The organism is Maribellus maritimus (assembly GCF_022267315.1).
In the GTDB taxonomy this organism is placed as follows: domain Bacteria; phylum Bacteroidota; class Bacteroidia; order Bacteroidales; family Prolixibacteraceae; genus Draconibacterium; species Draconibacterium maritimum.
On the sequence record NZ_JAIKLE010000001.1, the window covers coordinates 448,646 to 465,669 of the forward strand.

Sequence of the window (17,024 nt, forward strand, 5' to 3'; positions counted from 1 at the left end):
AATCTATATTTTCAACCTCAATTGAAATTTTAGTTCGGTTTTTTGATTACCGGCTATTTCATTGTAGCCCGAACTGATTGATTCCCGTTCGTTGTAAATGGTGTGTCCTATTTTGAACCAGCAATCTAATTTTTCTGAAATTTGATATTTTAAATTTAAATATCCCCGAAACCCTTTATCGTAAAACGCCGGAACAGAAAAAGTATAAAGCAGGTCGTTTTCGTAAGCATAAATACGCGAATTGTATCCCCCGGTTGAAAACCAGGCCAGCCGGACTGAACAATTCAACGGAAACGAAACCGATGAATATTGTATATCCTGAAACATTAAAAATCCTTTCTCTTTTTCCAGTCCTTCAAAAAATGAATGCTCGAAACGGGTTTTATAAGTAAGCTTTTCACCCGGTTTATACTGAAGATGCAAACGAATTTTTCTGTTTTGTTCAATTTTATTCTGATATAATTTATCAAGCTTTACTTTCTGATCTTTTTCTTCATTTTTATAACGAAGATAAAACTGAAATTTCTCTGAAAACCGAAAATCGGCTTGTGCAAAAACCTCCCAGCCGGATGCGGGACCGGCAGTTGTATAATTCACCCACTCCGAATGGTAAAAATCGGTATAGGCTGAAAGTGTCACATATTTAACCGGCAAAATCCGGGTGCCCAAATACAAGCCTGTTTCATTTTCGGCTGAACCTCCTTCGGCAAACGGATTTGCCCAAAGTGCATGATAATCTTTATCGAAATGGCGAAATAACAATGATAAACTAAAACGGTCGTGCCAATGTGCTACTGCACCCTGCAAAAATGCTTTTCCTTTTGATTTTGAAATTGCTGCTTCGCCAAACAACTGGTATTTTCCTCTGCTGAAAAGATAATCCGTGCCGGCCGTATAATTTTTCGACCCGGAAAAACGAAACTTATTGTATAACTGATCACTTCGAACAAAAGACAAACCAAACTGCTCTGCAACAAAAGTAGCTCCCAGCTTCAGGTAGTTAAACTGCCAGGTTACAATTGCTCCCCAATTTAAATTTTCAAGCGATTTTTCATCGGCTGTTTCATTTTCCGTGCGATGATAACCTGAAGTTTGCAAACTGGAAAAACTTGTTGGAACCGAATCGGTAAAAATGATATTTGCATCATCGTTTTTGTGAGAGTAAAAAAAAATCAGGCCAAGGTCTTCAAATTTTAATGACGTTGCAAGACCTCTGAAAAACTTGTTTTCATCGGTCGAAGTAAATGGACGCACTCCCTGGTTGGTTTTAGAAATATCAAGGGCATTAAGCGATTTATTCATAGAAAACCCCTGCCAAAGCACCAGACCCTGTCCCGATCGAATCCAAAAATCACCGACGGTAACATTTTCAATAACCGAACTAATTTTGGTGCTTATATGACCAGAATAAAAATCAAATCCACTTCTGTTTGAGCCCAAAAAAAATGCCTCGCCCGGATCTTTTTCAGCGGTAAAACCTACAGAGAAATTATCTCCAGCTTCAAAACGGTAACGCGAATAATATCTGAACCGGTTCCCCTCATAAGGAATAGAACCATCATCTCTTTTTTTATACCCCTTTGGAATCTGTATTGTTGTCAGCGTTCGAATCAACAACTGATGTCGCCCGTATTTTAAGGTTTCAGAAAAACGTTGAGGTTCTTCTTCAAAATTACCAAACGAAACAAATGGCTCCATTTTCAAAAGCAAATCAGGTGAAAACCCTTCAATGGTATTTAGTTCATAAATGGAATAAACAGCACCGTACTGTTCGCGGTAATGAATTAAATTTTGAATTTGAATGTCATTCAGAAAGTGTAAACGCGAAAGTTCTGATACCGAAGCAGAATTAATATTAAGAGGATTTTCTGCCAAACGCTCCAAGTCTTCAATTATCAGTGCGGCACCTGACTCCTCTTCCAGTGTTCCTGCCAATGATTCCAAAATCGCTTCAATGGTTCGAACCGGATCTGTTTCCTGTGCAGATAAACCTATGGCAAAAAGCAAAAGCGCAAAAGCAATGATATGTTCTCTGCCCCATTTCATTATAAATTAAACTGAAGTGAAACTGACGGTGTAAGCCCAAGGTTTCCGTGATAGCTAAAACCGATATCAGTTGTAACCTTCCCAAAGGTGTAGCCAAGTCCGGATGTGTATTTAAAAGGTTTTCCCGAAACTCCAAAACGTAAAGCCAGGTTCTCCACCGGTTTACATTCCACTCCTGTTTTCAGGAGTAATGGACTCCTGTTATTTTTTTCGACTTCAAAGGCCAGGAGAACCATTGTATCAAAATGATAGCGCCCCCCAAAACGAAAAACAGCAGGCACCTTTTGTTTCCCGTTTAATGTTTCTATTCCACGCAAAAAAGGATTAAAAACATGCGCCCCAAACACCAAATCCTCCGAAGCTGAGAAAATAACGCCTCCCTCTATCGTTACAAAGCCTTTTGAGCGAAAGTTTTCCGGAAATGTTTGCGACAGATAATCGAGTTGAATTCCTGCGCTAAGCCTTTTTGTCAGCAGCTTTGAAAAAGCCAGTCCAAATTTATTTTCTTTAAAATTTCCCTTTCCAAATTGAAAAAAGCTGACACCAAAATTTCCAGAAGCAGTTGGCAACACCAAGGCTCCTGAAACAAGAGAAAGTTCCTCAATCTGAAATTTCGACTCGTAGAAAAAACCGGCAGAAAAAGTATTTACAGCAGTCAACCCGGCCTGATTGTGAAAGGTACTCCAAACATCGGAAAAAGAAACTGACGCATGCGAAAGTGCCAGTGAACGTGCACCGGAATGGTAATTCTCAATAGAAAATGCAAAAATACCGAGAATCAGGAAGCTAACTGTAAACAAAAACTGTTTCATCATAAATTAGAAGAGACGGAAAAATCCGTCCCCACTAATTTACTAAAATATCTTATTTTCTAAAAATCAATTGGTTTTGAAGTTGTATTTCACCTCTGAGAGTTCGGAATTTGCTTTCACAATCTTCTGTTTCAGACTCTCTTTATAATCTACTAATTTTTGCATCAACACATCATTACCTGTAGCCATCATCTGAACAGCCAAAATAGCAGCATTCATCGCACCGTTTACAGCAACGGTAGCAACCGGAATTCCCGGAGGCATTTGGAGGATAGCCAGAATTGAATCGAAACCGGAAAGACTCGCATTAATCGGAACGCCAATTACAGGAACCGGAGTCATTGCAGCAATTACTCCAGGCAGGTGAGCTGCCATTCCGGCACCGGCAATAATCACTTTAATTCCCTTGTCCCTGGCTCCTTTTGCAAACTCCTCCACTTCATCCGGCGTACGATGTGCTGAAAGCGCATTCATTTCAAACGGAATTTCAAAATCGTCGAGTAATTTTGCTGCTTTTGCCATCACATCCAAATCAGATGTACTCCCCATAATAATACTTACTTTTGGCTCCATGTTTTATAACTTATATTTTCAGTTAATCGAATTGTTTTGTTAATTTGTACATTTTATTTTTCAAAGGCGAAATTACGGCAATTTAACAACTAAAAAAAATCATTTTTCTTTGATGAAACAGGTAAAAATCCTTGACAAAGAGTTTAAACTCTTTATTCCGTACGAAAAAATTCGTTCCGAAGTAGAAAAAATGGCGGAAAAAATGAACAATGAGTTAGCAAATAAAAATCCTCTTTTTATCTGCATATTAAACGGGTCATTTATGTTTGCCGCCGAACTCTTTAAACGTATCGATTTGCTGGATTCTGAAATCACTTTTGTAAAACTGGCATCTTACGAAGGAAATAAAACAACAGGAAATGTTAAACAGTTAATCGGGATAAACGAAAGAATTGAGGGCAGGACGGTTGTTGTGCTTGAAGATATAGTGGATACAGGAATCACCATTGAAAATATTCTGAAACAACTCGAAGGAATGAATCCGAAAGAAGTAAAAATTGCGACACTCTTACTAAAACCGGATGCTTTACAAAAACAAGTTCAGTTGGATTATATTGGTTTGGAAATTCCTAACGATTTTATTGTTGGATATGGTTTGGATTACGATGGCTATGGTAGAAATTTAATAGATATTTACTCAGTTATTAACGATTAAAAACCAAAAAAATGCTAAATCTTGTATTGTTTGGCCCTCCGGGAGCGGGAAAAGGAACGCAGGCTGAATTTCTAATCAACTCATTTGGATTGAACCACTTATCGACAGGCGATTTACTTCGAAGTGAAATTGCTGCGGGAACAGAGCTTGGTCTGGAAGCCAAAAGTTATATGGATAAAGGAGAACTGGTACCCGACGAAGTAGTTATCGGGATGATAAAAAGCAAACTGGAAAGCAATAAAGATGCAAAAGGCTTTATATTTGACGGTTTTCCACGAACCGTTGAACAAGCAAAAGCACTGGATAAGCTTCTGAAAGAAAATGACACACCTATTTCAGGTATGTTGAGTCTTGAGGTAGAAAAACAAGAATTGATAAACCGTTTATTGAGCCGGGGAAAAGTTTCAGGCAGAGCAGATGACCAGGATCAATCAGTAATTGAAAACCGGATTAATGTATACAACAAAAAAACATTGCCGTTAATTGAATATTACAAACCACAAGGCAAACATTTTGGGATAAACGGTATGGGAACCATCGAAGAAATTGCCGGAAGATTAAAAGAAGTAGTGGGAAAATTTTAATTGCTTTTGTTTGTATTTCCGCTTTAACAGCGAAGTTTACAGCAAAAAACATTATCATTTAAAAAAGAAGGAGCAAAAAGGGAAGAAAATGGCTGAATCAAATTTTGTTGATTACGTAAATATTTTTTGTAAATCGGGAAACGGAGGAGCTGGTTCAGCGCATTTGCGAAGAGAAAAGTATATTCCGAAAGGAGGCCCTGACGGAGGCGATGGTGGCCGCGGCGGGCACATTATCCTTCAAGGAAACCAAAATATGTGGACTCTCCTTCATTTAAAATATCAGAAACACATCAAAGCCGGGCATGGCGAAGCAGGAGGTAAACAAAGGAGTACAGGAGCAGATGGGGAAGATATCATTCTGGAAGTTCCGCTGGGAACCGTAGCACGAGATGCCGAGTCAGGCGAATTTCTGTTTGAAATCACAAAACATGGCGAATCACAAATTTTAATGGAAGGCGGTCGTGGCGGACTGGGGAACGACCACTTTAAATCATCAACCAACCAAACACCGCGCTACGCCCAGCCAGGCGAAGAAGGTGTTGAAGGCTGGAAAATACTGGAATTAAAAGTTCTCGCTGATGTTGGACTGGTTGGTTTTCCCAGTGCAGGCAAATCAACCTTACTTTCTGTGGTCTCGGCGGCAAAACCTAAAATCGCCGAATATCATTTTACTACCCTTGTACCAAATTTAGGAATTGTAGGACACCGGGAACAACGTTCGTTTGTAATGGCCGACATTCCGGGGATTATTGAAGGTGCACACCAGGGGAAAGGTTTGGGAATTCGTTTTTTAAGACATATTGAACGTAATTCGATGTTGCTTTTTATTGTACCGGCCGACAGCAAAGATCATCTCAAAGAATATAAAATTCTTTTAAATGAGCTTGAAAAATATAATCCTGAATTACTTGATAAACAGCGCTTTTTATCCATCGGAAAAGCAGACATGCTGGATGAAGAACTAATGAAAGAAATCAGTAACGAATTAAAAGGAATTCCGCACATGTTTTTTTCATCGGTTACGGGATTCAACATTCAAAAACTAAAAGATAAAATCTGGGAAATATTAAACAGTTAATGGAGTTACTTCAAAAAATATCGGAATTAGATACCGAACTTTTTTTATACCTGAACAGTTTTCATAATGATTTCTGGGACACAATCATGTTAATGGCCACGCGAAAAGAAACATGGTTTCCTTTTTATGCTGTTATTTTGTATTATTTTGTAAAAAACTACCGTGAAAAATCAATTTTAATTGTGATTTTTCTGGCTTTAACAATTTTAGCCAGCGACCAGATTTCAGTTTTTATCAAACATTGGGTTGAACGCCTGCGACCTGTATATAATCCGGAAATCGAACATCTTGTACATAATGTTTTACGAAAAGGAGGAAAATATGGCTTTGTATCTTCTCATGCGGCCAACACTTTTGGTATTTATGTTTTCACTTCCCGTATTTTCAAAAATCGCAGTTACAGTATTCTAATATTACTTTGGGCACTTTTGCTCTCGTATTCGCGTATTTACTCAGGAGTTCACTACCCAACCGATATTCTTTTTGGTGCACTTTTAGGATGGGGTATTGGTTGGATAATGTTCAAAACATTAATTTTTCTCGACATTCACTTTTTTGGCACACGAATGCCTAAAATTGAAGCAACAGGTTTAGTCTTAAAACAGTCCGGTACAGTTTTTCTTGTATTTCTCACATTAATAACAACTGTTTTGATTGTTGTTTCCATTCTCCACTACTATAATTATCTGTAAAATGAACCGACCCGTTTCAGATTTTTACAACGATAGAAAAGAAAAATATACAGAGGATTTAAAAAGTGTATCAGGCCTGCTTCGACGTTTTGTCTGGTATCGTTTAGCCTCATTTATTTTAATTTTCATTCCCGTTTCAACACTTGGTTTCGACACCTGGCTAACACTGTTTTTTACTATCGGGGCTCTTGTCCTTTTTTCCATTTTGGTAAAAAAGAATATTGAGCACGAAAAAAGAAAGAAAAAAATTTCTGTTCTTTTAAAAATTACAAAAAACGAACTTCTGGCTTTACAGCATTCGTTTTCGCATTTTGAAAACGGGGAATCTTTTTTGAATACCGAACATTTTTTCACATACGACCTCGATGTTTTTGGCGAGGGTTCCCTGTTTCAGTTTTTAAACCGGACCTCTACCCAAAGCGGACGTAAAAAACTGGCGAACTGGCTCATTCATCCATCGCTGGATAAAAATGAAATCGAGAAAAAACAGGAAGCCGTAAAAGAGCTGTCTGAAATACCAGAGTGGCGACTTCAGTTTTTAGTAAACGGATTACTCTTTGAAGAAACCGAGGAGATGAGCAGAGAAATTAAAAACTGGTCAAACACCAAACTGGATTTAAAAAACAGAAAAGCTACAAAGTGGCTAATTGGCATTTTGCCGCTGCTGACGTTTATTGCACTAATACCCGCAGTTACCGGTTTTTCCAATTTTTACATCTCCTCTGCAATTCTGGCACAATGGATTCTGATGTTTTTTTATGGGAAAAGGATTCGTCAGTACTTTCGCTACTTTGGACAGAAATCGAACCTGCTTGAAAAATACATGCAATCGTTGAAACTTATCGAAGAAAGGGAGTTCCAAACCGTATATCTTCTTGAGCTGCAAAAAAAGATTATTGCTCCCGATTCGGCAAGTCATGTTTTCAATAACTTAAAAAAACGGGTAACAGAATTTGAGTACCGGGGAAATATTATTGTAGGATTTATTTTGAATTCACTTTTCGTGTGGGATATTCGTTGTGTTTATAAACTTTGGAAATGGCATAACAAAAATCATAAAAAACTGACCGCCTGGCTTGATGTAATTGCAGAAATGGACGCTTTAATAAGTTTAGCCAATTTTGCCAATAACCAACCGGATTTTATCTTTCCCAAAATACACGACGGAGGTTTCACTTTCCGGGCAAATCAATTGGGACACCCGCTCCTTCTGTCGGAAAAAAGAGTATGTAATGATTTTGAAATAAACGGCTGGTCAAAAGTCATGATTGTAACCGGAGCAAATATGGCCGGAAAGAGTACTTTTTTGCGTACCGTTGGTGTTAATCTTATTCTTGGGCGCATTGGAGCACCGGTTTGCGCCAATGAAATGAAATTCACGCCGGTAAGGATTTATACCAATATGCGCACAACCGATTCATTGTTAAAGGACGAATCGTACTTCTTCGCTGAATTAAAAAGGATAAAAGGCGTTCTGGACAGACTACAAAAAGGCGAGCGAATTTTTGTAATTCTTGACGAAATGCTCAAAGGAACCAACTCTGTTGACAAATTAAATGGCTCAAAAGAACTTATTCGCAAACTGGTAGAGTTTAGATCAGTTTCGTTGATTGCAACACACGATTTAAAACTTAGCGAAATGGAAGAAGAATTCCCGCAACAGGTGTTTAACAAATGTTTTGAAATAAAAATTGAAAACGATGAACTGGTTTTTGATTACAAACTTTCGGATGGTGTTACACGAACCATGAACGCTACTTTTTTGATGAAAAAAATGGGTATTATTTAAATTTTCTAGTCGAGTCAAAGAAATCCACGATATTAAAAAATGATTGTTGAAAACTTAGCTAATCCCAGTAAAAACGGCACTTACAGAGCACACTTTTCAACCACACACTGTTAAATACTGAAGTATTTTAATCTCGAAAACCATCATTGTTTTAGTTATATTTGTGCCAAATTGAAGATAACTATGACTCCGAATTACGACGAAGGGACAATTAAAACACTCGACTGGCAGGAACACATACAGAAGCGTCCGGGAATGTACATTGGAAAATTGGGCGACGGCTCAGCACCCGACGACGGAATTTATGTTCTTTTAAAGGAAGTTATGGACAACTCCATCGATGAGTTTATGATGGGATTTGGGAAAAAAATAACCATAAACATCGATCAGGAGAAAGTAGTTGTTCGCGACTACGGACGTGGAATTCCTTTGGGGAAACTGGTGGATGTTGCCAGCAAAATGAATACCGGGGCCAAGTACGATTCAAAAGTATTTAAAAAGTCGGTGGGTTTAAATGGAGTCGGAATAAAAGCGGTTAACGCACTTTCGTCTAATTTTACAATAAAAGCCGTTCGTGAGGGAGTGGCGAAAGAAGTATTTTTTAGTCAGGGTATAAAAACCGATGAAAAAGACTATAAAGGGCTGGACGAACCCAATGGCACACAGGTGGTATTTGAGCCCGACCAAACTGTTTTCAAAAAATTTCGTTTCATCAGCGACTATGTCGTAAATATGATGAAAAACTATACCTTTTTGAATGCGGGTTTAACGGTTGAATTTAACGGGGAAAAGTTTTATTCACGCAACGGTCTTCGCGACCTTCTGGAAGAAAACATGAACCACGATCTCATATATCCCATCATCCATTTAAAAGGGGAGGACATTGAAGTTGCGATCACCCACGGGAATCAATACGGAGAAGATTACTACTCGTTTGTTAACGGACAACACACCACACAGGGAGGAACCCACTTACAGGCATTTCGGGAAGTGTTGGTAAAAACCATCCGCGAATTTTACAAAAAAGATTTTGACCCTTCAGATATCAGGGCTTCCATTGTTGCGGCAATTAGCATAAAGGTAGAAGAACCGGTTTTTGAATCGCAAACCAAAACCAAACTGGGTTCAAAAGATATCGGCCCCAACGGCCCTTCAGTGAGGGCGCATGTTGGAAATTTCCTCCAGAAAGAACTGGATAATTATCTCCACAAAAACCAGGAAACAGCGGAGATTCTTTTAAAAAGAATCGTTGAATCGGAACGGGAAAGAAAAGCCATTTCCGGAATTAAAAAACTGGCAAAACAGCGCGCAAAAAAAGCCAATCTGCACAACAAAAAATTGCGCGACTGTCGCGTTCATTTTAACGACAAAAATGAAAGAAACGAAGAATCGAGTATTTTTATTACCGAGGGGGATTCAGCCAGCGGTTCAATTACAAAATCGCGCGATGTAAACACCCAGGCTGTTTTCAGCTTACGGGGAAAACCGCTTAATACATACGGTTTAACCAAAAAGGTGGTATACGAAAATGAAGAGTTTAATCTTCTTCAGGCAGCCTTAAACATTGAAGAAAGTATGGAAGACCTTCGTTACAACAAGGTAATTATTGCCACTGATGCCGATGTTGACGGGATGCATATCCGGCTGCTGCTTATCACTTTCTTTTTACAGTTTTTCCCCGAGTTGATTCGGAAAGGCCATGTTCACATTCTTCAAACCCCGCTTTTCAGGGTGAGAAACAAACAAAAAACCTACTATTGTTATTCGGAAGAAGAAAAAGAAAAAGCCATAAAAAAATTAAAAGGAAAACCGGAAATCACACGGTTTAAAGGGTTGGGAGAAATTTCTCCGGATGAATTCAAAAATTTTATCGGGAAGGATATTCGCCTTGATCCTGTTATGATGAAAAAGCACGAATCGGTTGCACAAATGCTGGAATTTTACATGGGAAAAAATACTCCCGACCGACAGGAATTTATAATCGACAACTTGTATGTCGAAAAAGACGAAGTAGCATAAATTTTTACTAACCATATACAAGCCATTTGTTCTAACACAGTATGGACGAAAAAGAGGGAATGTCAGAAGAAAATATAAATGAAGAGGAACTCCGGGACGATAACATCAAAGAGGAAATTACCTATTTGCCGGGGATGTATCGCAACTGGTTTCTCGACTATGCATCTTATGTAATTTTGGAACGTGCCGTTCCTTATATAAACGACGGACTAAAACCGGTGCAGCGTCGAATTATGCATGCAATGCGCGAAATGGACGATGGCCGCTACAACAAAGTAGCCAACATTATCGGGCAAACCATGCAATATCACCCACATGGCGATGCATCGATTGCCGATGCCATTGTTCAACTGGGGCAAAAAGACTTATTGATTGATGCTCAGGGAAACTGGGGGAATATCCTTACAGGTGACGGAGCCGCAGCTGCCCGTTACATTGAGGCCCGTCTTTCAAAATTTGCTTTGGAAGTTCTTTTTAATCCGAAAACTACAGAGTGGAAACTTTCTTACGACGGACGAAAAAGAGAACCACTTACTCTTCCTGTAAAATTTCCTTTGCTTCTGGCACAGGGAGTAGATGGGATTGCTGTTGGTCTGGCTTCAAAACTTTTCCCTCATAACTTTAACGAACTTATCGATGCATCCATTGCCTACCTCCGTAAGCAGGACTTTGAAATCGTCCCCGACTTTCCAACCGCAGGTATGGCAGATTTCAGTAAGTACAACGATGGTTTAAGAGGCGGTTCGGTTAAAGTTCGGGCAAAAATCGAAAAACTCGATAACAAAACCCTTGTTATTACAGAAATTCCATATGGAAAAACGACTACAACTTTAATCGAGTCGATAATTAAAGCAAATGACAAGGGAAAAATCAAAATAAAAAAGATTGACGACAACACAGCCCAGGATGTTGAAATCCTTGTTCACCTGGCTTCAGGCGTTTCTTCCGACAAGACCATTGATGCATTGTATGCTTTTACCGATTGTGAAGTTTCACTTTCACCCAATGCATGTATTATCGAGAACGACAAACCTCTTTTTATTGGGGTAAAGGAAATTCTGAAAAGATCGGCTGACAGCACAGTGGATTTGCTGAAAATGGAGCTGGAGATAAAAAAGGCCGAACTGGAAGAAGCATGGCATTTTTCTTCGCTGGAAAAAATATTTATTGAAGAACGCATATACAAAGACAAAAAATTTGAAGATTCGGAAAACATGGACCAGGCGATTGCGCACATCGACAAAAGACTGGATCCCTGGAAGCCAAAGCTAAAACGCGAAGTTACCCGCGAAGATATTTTAAAACTGATGGAAATCAGAATGGCTCGTATCCTTAAATTCAACAAAGACAAAGCTGAGGATTTATTGCGTGCTATCGAAGATGAAATTGCCGATGTTGTTAATAATATTGAAAACATTATTCCTTATACCATTAAATGGTTTAGCCATTTGAAAAACAAATATGGAAAAGGACGTGAACGTAAAACAGAAATCCGAAGTTTTGAAAATATTGAAGCATCAAAAGTTGTGGTAAAAAACGAAAAGCTTTATATCGACCGGAAAGAAGGTTTTATGGGAACCGGACTGAAAAAAGCCGAATATATCTGCGATTGCTCCGATATTGACGATATTATTGTTTTCAGACGCGACGGCACCTATTTTATAACCAAAGTTTCAGACAAAGCTTTTATCGATAAAAATCCGTTACACATTGCAGTTTTCAAAAAGAATGACAAAAGAACCATTTACAATGTGGTTTATAAAGATGGGAAATCAGGCAATTTCTACATGAAACGTTTTTCTGTTACGGGAGTTACCCGTGACAAAGAATACGATGTAACAAAAGGTTCAAAAGGTTCGCGCATTGCTTATTTCTCGGCGAATCCAAATGGCGAAGCCGAAGTTCTGAAAGTAATTTTAAAACCCAAGCCGCGTTTAAAAAAATTACATTTTGAAGTTGATTTGGGAGAACTGGCTATAAAAGGTCGCCAGTCGATGGGAAATCTTCTCACCAAACACGATGTCCACAAAATTAACCTAAAAGAAAAAGGCGTATCAACACTGGGAGGACGCAAAATCTGGTTCGATGAAGACGTGCTTCGATTAAATGCGGATAAACGCGGAAAATATTTGGGTGAATTTTCCGGCGAAGATAAAATTCTCGTTCTATACAAAAAAGGAGAATACCAGCTATACAACTACGACTTGAGTAACCATTTTGATGACGACATTCTTTGTATTGAAAAATTTGATTCAGGAAAAGTACTGTCGGCTGTTTATTTTGACGCTGAAATGCAGTACTACTATGTAAAACGTTTTGAAATAGAAGAAGCAGAAGGAAAATTGTATCGTTTTGTTGGCGATAATCCTGATAATAAACTGGTAAGCATCACCTGGGTTCGTTACCCGAGACTGGAACTTGAATTTGGGGGTAAAAACTCGGAACGCGAAAATGAAATTATCGAAGTTGCTGAATTTATTGGCGTTAAATCATGGAAAGCTAAAGGGAAACGACTCTCCAATTATCATGTAGACAACATCAAAGAACTGGAGCCCATAATAAAAGATGAAGACGACAAGCCGGAAGAGGAAGAGCCGGAAGAAAAGAAAGGTTTTGATGATGTTCCTTTTGAAATAAAAAGACCAAAAAAAGATGACGACGAGGAGGAAAATCCTAATCAGATGTCACTTTTCTAAATGAATAACATATAGCAGGACGCAAAACCAGCGTCCTTTTTTATTTTTGCCAATCTCCGATTCACTTTGTATTTTTACGTTTTTCAAGAATTATGAGAATATACCTGATTGGTTACATGGGATGCGGAAAGTCAACGTTAGGGAGAAGACTTTCAAAACACACCGGCCTGCAGTTTGTGGATATGGACCACTACATTGAAGAACGAAACTGTAAAACAATACCTCAAATTTTTGCTGAGGATGGAGAGGCAGAATTTCGCAAAAAAGAACAAAAAGCATTACAGGAACTCTCGGAGTTTACGAATATTATAATTGCTACCGGTGGCGGCGCACCCTGCTTTTTTGATAATATCGACCTAATGAACAAAACCGGAAAAACAATGTATATGAATATTGCTCCGGGCATTCTGGCCGATCGCCTTTTAAAATCGAAAACAGAACGTCCTCTTATCAAAGGCAAATCGCGCGATGAATTGGTTGTTTTTATTGATGAAACACTCAAAAAAAGAAACGAATTTTATACACAGGCTCAATACCAGATCTCCGAACCCGACATTGATTTGGATTATGTAATGAAAATGCTGGAAGAATGATTTTACGCTTCCTTTCCCTCTTTATTTACTGACGATCGTCATCCGTTTCTTCACAAATTAAAACTAACTTTTCGGCTTCAAAAAATATATTTTATCTCAATCAAAGTTTTGGTTGCATTGCGTTTAAAATTTGACTTATTCAACAAAAAATATTTATGAAACGGAATTTTTTAGCATTGATGGGGTTGTTGATTGCCTTTGGTACAATGGCCCAAAAAAATGAAGACAAAGGAAAACTCGAAGTTGTAGAACAAGGCAAAGGGTTTTATTATGAATCGATTTTAAAAGATGTAAACGCAGTTGAAGATAAACTGGAGGAAAAAGAACCCTACAAAAGATTTGTAATGGATCAGTCGGGGCTTGATTTACCCAACGACAAGAGTTTGTATCAAACAGTTTGGTGCCAACCCACTATTTCGCAGGGAAACGGAGGAACATGCTGGTGCTTTTCAACCTCGTCGTTTTATGAAGCGGAAATTTACAGACAAACCGGCAAAGAAGTAAAACTTTCGGAAATGTACACGGTGTATTGGGAGTATGTTGAAAAAGCGCGCCGTTTTATTGAAAAACGAGGCGACTCCCATTTTAGTGAAGGTTCTGAAGGAAATGCTGTTGCCCGGATTATGGAAATGTACGGCGCTGTTCCTGAAAGTGCATACACCGGTTTGCTGCATGGCCGCAAATTTCACACCCACGCAAAAATGATGGACGAAATGTCAAGTTTCCTCAAATCCATGAAAGAATCGAACTCCTGGAATATGGAATACGGACTGGCAACCATTAAAGACATTATGAAACACTACATTGGCGAACCGCCAGTTGAATTTACTATTGACGGGAAAAGATACACGCCAAAAACCTATTTAAAAGATTACCTGAAACTGGATCCAAACAATTTTGTTGAAATCATTTCGTACAAACAGGAACCTTACTGGGAAAAAGTAGAATACAAAGTACCCGATAACTGGTGGCACAACAAAGATTATTACAATGTTCCGCTTGATGTATTTATGAAAGCGCTGAAAGAAGCAGTGAAAAAAGGATATTCCGTTTCTATTGGCGGCGATGTTTCGGAAACCGGTTTTAGCCGCGAAACAAACTGCGCCATTATTCCGGATTACGATATTCCTTCAGAATACATTAATGAAGATGCGCGACAGTTCCGTTTTTCAAACGGCACAACCACCGATGACCACGGAATGCATCTGATTGGAATTCTGGAAAACTACAAAGACACCGGAAAAGACTGGTACCTGATCAAAGACTCAAGTTCAGGTTCTCGCAACGTGGGAGAAGACAATCCAAACTTTGGCTACTATTTCTTTAGCGAAGATTACATCAAACTAAAAATGATGGATTTCACTATTCACAAAGATGCCGTTCAGGAAATTCTGAAAAATTTTAAATAAAACATTTCGATCTTCTTGAAAAAGGTTCTTTCATCGGGAACCTTTTTCTTTTACACCAATATTGGTAACTTACAAAACCTAATTAAAAAAATATGGCGACGGTTGCCCGACAATTTGCACAGACCTTAAAAGAAATCGGAGTTCGATATGTTTTTGGCGTTCCCAGCGGAAATATGATTGACTATATTAAAGCGCTCCGAGAAGAAGAAAATATCGATTTTATTTTGGTCGGGCACGAAACTACTGCCGCATTTATGGCCGGTGCTGTTGGCCGGTTAACAGGAGTTCCGGGTGTGTGTTTTGGCACTTTCGGACCGGGAGCCACCAATTTGAGTACGGGAGTTGGAGGTGCATTTCTCGATCGTTTTCCAATGATTGCGTTCACCGATGAAATGCCTGAAAATCTACTTCACCGAACCGTTCAAATGAACATCGATCATCAACAACTTTTTAAGCCAATTACAAAACACACCACTCGTTTTAATACTGAAAATGTTCGGGAAATTATTTTAAAAGCGGCAGGAATTGCCATTTCTGAATATCCCGGGCCGGTGCATGTTGGCGTTCCGGCGGGAATTGGACAAACTGAAATTCGAGAAACAGAAGTGGATGTCAACTATTTGCAGCTAAAAAAAGATCTTTCTCAAAAAACACCGGATGAATCAATACAAGAGGCAAAGATGCTTTTTTTGAAAGCAGAGAAACCAATTCTGGCTGTTGGATTAAGTGCTGTGCGCGCTGACATCAAACCGCTGTTGTTGCAACTCGCTGAAAGATTTCATCTTCCTGTTGTGTTGACTCCGATGGCAAAGGGAATGTTTGCGGAAAAACATCTCTTGTATGCAGGAGTTCTTTTTCATGCTTTATCTGATAAAGTTGCGTTAACCTACCAACAGGCCGACCTCGTTATTGGAATTGGTTACGATCCGGTAGAGTTCAATTATGAAGACTGGATGCCCAAGGTTCCGCTAATTCATTTTGATGAAAAAGAAGCCGACGTTGATATAACTCAAACCGGAAAAGTGGTAAATATTTTGGGGGAACTTAAAACTTCCATCCCACAATTTTCAAATTATAAACAGATTCAAAACACGTGGAATCTGAAAAATCTTCAAATTCGGAAAAATATACTTTTCCATGCACTCACACCTCAACCCAATCATTTCGGGCCATTAAATATTGTAACAGAATTGCGAAATACACTTCCTGAAAATGGCATTTTAACAGTTGACGTGGGCGCACATTTACATTTGATTGGCCAAATGTGGCAAACGCCTTCTCCTGAAAAACTACTTATAACTAATGGCTGGTCGTCAATGGGATTTGGCATTCCGGCTGCACTGGCTGCAAAACTTTGTCATCCGGGACTGGAGGTTGCATGCGTGACCGGAGATGGCGGTTTTCTGATGAATGCAGGGGAACTTGCTACTGCCAAACGGCTCAATTTAAAAATTGTATTTATCGTGATTTACGACAACAGTTTATCACTTATCAAAATAAAACAGGAAAAGAAGAATTTTGCGACTGATTACGGAACTCCACTCGACATGCTTTCTGAAGAAGCGACCAATCATTATTTTGGCGTTCCGGTGATTCGCATCAGGAATCAAAAGGAATATAAAAATGCGCTTCAAAAAGCTTTTATAGCAAATGGACCGACAGTAATTGAAGCGGTGGCAGACGGAGATGAATACAAAAAATTTGTACTAAAACCCAATAAATAGAATTTATTCTGTAAACAACAATATTCAAACACAAAATATTGAAAATAAAAAAGGACTTCTGTAATTCAGAAATCCTTTTCTGCTATTCAATTTCAAAATCTATTTCATCACAAATTTTACCATCTTGTCTTCAATCATTTGCTGAAGTTCGCTCAGCAACGCCTGTTCGTGTCTGTCGATATGACCATCCTCGGTTGCGATATGAATAATCTTATCATATTCATCGCGCGTAATTTTATGATCTTCGATTGCTTTTTCAATCATCTCCCGCAAGCGAATTGAGCTGTCACTAATTTTATTATCCATGTTCGTAAGTATTAGTTTCTTTTTTATTAAACCCAAAAATAGCAGAAT

Annotated in this window: 14 protein-coding genes; 10 read left to right on the forward strand and 4 right to left on the reverse strand. The window is 38.7% G+C overall.

Annotation, left to right across the window (positions count from 1 at the left end; all coding sequences use genetic code 11):
• Positions 1–3 precede the first annotated feature (3 nt).
• The 3 genes from K5G00_RS01850 to purE all read right to left on the reverse strand — a co-directional run bounded on the left by K5G00_RS01850 (position 4) and on the right by purE (position 3,431).
• Positions 4–2,046, reverse strand: coding sequence for a helix-hairpin-helix domain-containing protein (locus K5G00_RS01850; protein ID WP_238763802.1), 2,043 nt, complete (start codon positions 2,044–2,046; stop codon positions 4–6).
• Complete coding sequence (locus tag K5G00_RS01855; protein WP_238763804.1) at positions 2,046–2,861, reverse strand: hypothetical protein; 816 nt, start codon at positions 2,859–2,861, stop codon at positions 2,046–2,048. Before K5G00_RS01855 ends, K5G00_RS01850 begins: the two co-directional genes overlap by 1 nt.
• A gap of 63 nt (positions 2,862–2,924) precedes the next feature.
• Positions 2,925–3,431 carry a 5-(carboxyamino)imidazole ribonucleotide mutase gene (purE, locus tag K5G00_RS01860; protein ID WP_238763805.1) on the reverse strand — a complete coding sequence of 169 codons (507 nt, stop codon included), beginning with the start codon at positions 3,429–3,431 and terminating at the stop codon, positions 2,925–2,927.
• 112 nt (positions 3,432–3,543) lie between these two features.
• Between purE and hpt the strand changes: the two genes are divergently transcribed.
• The 10 genes from hpt to K5G00_RS01910 all read left to right on the forward strand — a co-directional run bounded on the left by hpt (position 3,544) and on the right by K5G00_RS01910 (position 16,670).
• Entirely contained in the window at positions 3,544–4,086 is a 543-nt protein-coding gene (gene hpt / locus K5G00_RS01865) for a hypoxanthine phosphoribosyltransferase (RefSeq protein WP_238763807.1), read from the forward strand.
• Positions 4,087–4,097: 11 nt separating this feature from the next.
• A complete protein-coding gene (locus K5G00_RS01870; protein ID WP_238763809.1) occupies positions 4,098–4,670 on the forward strand; it encodes an adenylate kinase in 573 nt (190 codons plus the stop codon).
• A gap of 88 nt (positions 4,671–4,758) precedes the next feature.
• Positions 4,759–5,748 carry a GTPase ObgE gene (gene obgE, locus K5G00_RS01875; protein WP_238763811.1) on the forward strand — a complete coding sequence of 330 codons (990 nt, stop codon included), beginning with the start codon at positions 4,759–4,761 and terminating at the stop codon, positions 5,746–5,748.
• On the forward strand, positions 5,748–6,440 hold the full coding sequence (locus tag K5G00_RS01880; RefSeq protein WP_238763812.1) for a phosphatase PAP2 family protein: 693 nt from the start codon (positions 5,748–5,750) through the stop codon (positions 6,438–6,440). The genes obgE and K5G00_RS01880 overlap by 1 nt, the downstream gene beginning before the upstream one ends.
• Before the next feature lies 1 nt (position 6,441).
• Positions 6,442–8,229 (forward strand): MutS-related protein, encoded by a 1,788-nt coding sequence (locus tag K5G00_RS01885; protein ID WP_238763814.1) that lies wholly within the window; start codon positions 6,442–6,444, stop codon positions 8,227–8,229.
• A 183-nt stretch (positions 8,230–8,412) separates the two neighbouring features.
• Entirely contained in the window at positions 8,413–10,248 is a 1,836-nt protein-coding gene (locus K5G00_RS01890) for a DNA topoisomerase IV subunit B (RefSeq protein ID WP_238763817.1), read from the forward strand.
• Positions 10,249–10,289: 41 nt separating this feature from the next.
• Positions 10,290–12,944, forward strand: coding sequence for a DNA gyrase/topoisomerase IV subunit A (locus tag K5G00_RS01895; protein WP_238763820.1), 2,655 nt, complete (start codon positions 10,290–10,292; stop codon positions 12,942–12,944).
• Positions 12,945–13,036: 92 nt separating this feature from the next.
• Positions 13,037–13,537: a shikimate kinase gene (locus tag K5G00_RS01900; protein WP_238763822.1), complete on the forward strand. Its 501-nt coding sequence runs from the start codon at positions 13,037–13,039 to the stop codon at positions 13,535–13,537.
• A 155-nt stretch (positions 13,538–13,692) separates the two neighbouring features.
• Entirely contained in the window at positions 13,693–14,946 is a 1,254-nt protein-coding gene (locus tag K5G00_RS01905; protein WP_238763823.1) for a C1 family peptidase, read from the forward strand.
• 92 nt (positions 14,947–15,038) lie between these two features.
• Entirely contained in the window at positions 15,039–16,670 is a 1,632-nt protein-coding gene (locus K5G00_RS01910; RefSeq protein WP_238763826.1) for a thiamine pyrophosphate-binding protein, read from the forward strand.
• A 99-nt stretch (positions 16,671–16,769) separates the two neighbouring features.
• Here K5G00_RS01910 and K5G00_RS01915 read toward each other — a convergent pair whose 3' ends face one another.
• On the reverse strand, positions 16,770–17,012 hold the full coding sequence (locus K5G00_RS01915) for a hypothetical protein (protein WP_238763829.1): 243 nt from the start codon (positions 17,010–17,012) through the stop codon (positions 16,770–16,772).
• Positions 17,013–17,024 lie beyond the last annotated feature (12 nt).

Coding starts and splice junctions, on each gene's coding strand:
- K5G00_RS01850 (WP_238763802.1), bottom strand. CDS start 2,046: ATGAAATGGGGCAGAGAACATATCATTGCTTTTGCGCTTTTGCTTTTT.
- K5G00_RS01910 (WP_238763826.1), top strand. CDS start 15,039: ATGGCGACGGTTGCCCGACAATTTGCACAGACCTTAAAAGAAATCGGA.
- K5G00_RS01855 (WP_238763804.1), bottom strand. CDS start 2,861: ATGATGAAACAGTTTTTGTTTACAGTTAGCTTCCTGATTCTCGGTATT.
- K5G00_RS01890 (WP_238763817.1), top strand. CDS start 8,413: ATGACTCCGAATTACGACGAAGGGACAATTAAAACACTCGACTGGCAG.
- obgE (WP_238763811.1), top strand. CDS start 4,759: ATGGCTGAATCAAATTTTGTTGATTACGTAAATATTTTTTGTAAATCG.
- K5G00_RS01870 (WP_238763809.1), top strand. CDS start 4,098: ATGCTAAATCTTGTATTGTTTGGCCCTCCGGGAGCGGGAAAAGGAACG.
- purE (WP_238763805.1), bottom strand. CDS start 3,431: ATGGAGCCAAAAGTAAGTATTATTATGGGGAGTACATCTGATTTGGAT.
- hpt (WP_238763807.1), top strand. CDS start 3,544: ATGAAACAGGTAAAAATCCTTGACAAAGAGTTTAAACTCTTTATTCCG.
- K5G00_RS01905 (WP_238763823.1), top strand. CDS start 13,693: ATGAAACGGAATTTTTTAGCATTGATGGGGTTGTTGATTGCCTTTGGT.
- K5G00_RS01900 (WP_238763822.1), top strand. CDS start 13,037: ATGAGAATATACCTGATTGGTTACATGGGATGCGGAAAGTCAACGTTA.
- K5G00_RS01885 (WP_238763814.1), top strand. CDS start 6,442: ATGAACCGACCCGTTTCAGATTTTTACAACGATAGAAAAGAAAAATAT.
- K5G00_RS01895 (WP_238763820.1), top strand. CDS start 10,290: ATGGACGAAAAAGAGGGAATGTCAGAAGAAAATATAAATGAAGAGGAA.
- K5G00_RS01880 (WP_238763812.1), top strand. CDS start 5,748: ATGGAGTTACTTCAAAAAATATCGGAATTAGATACCGAACTTTTTTTA.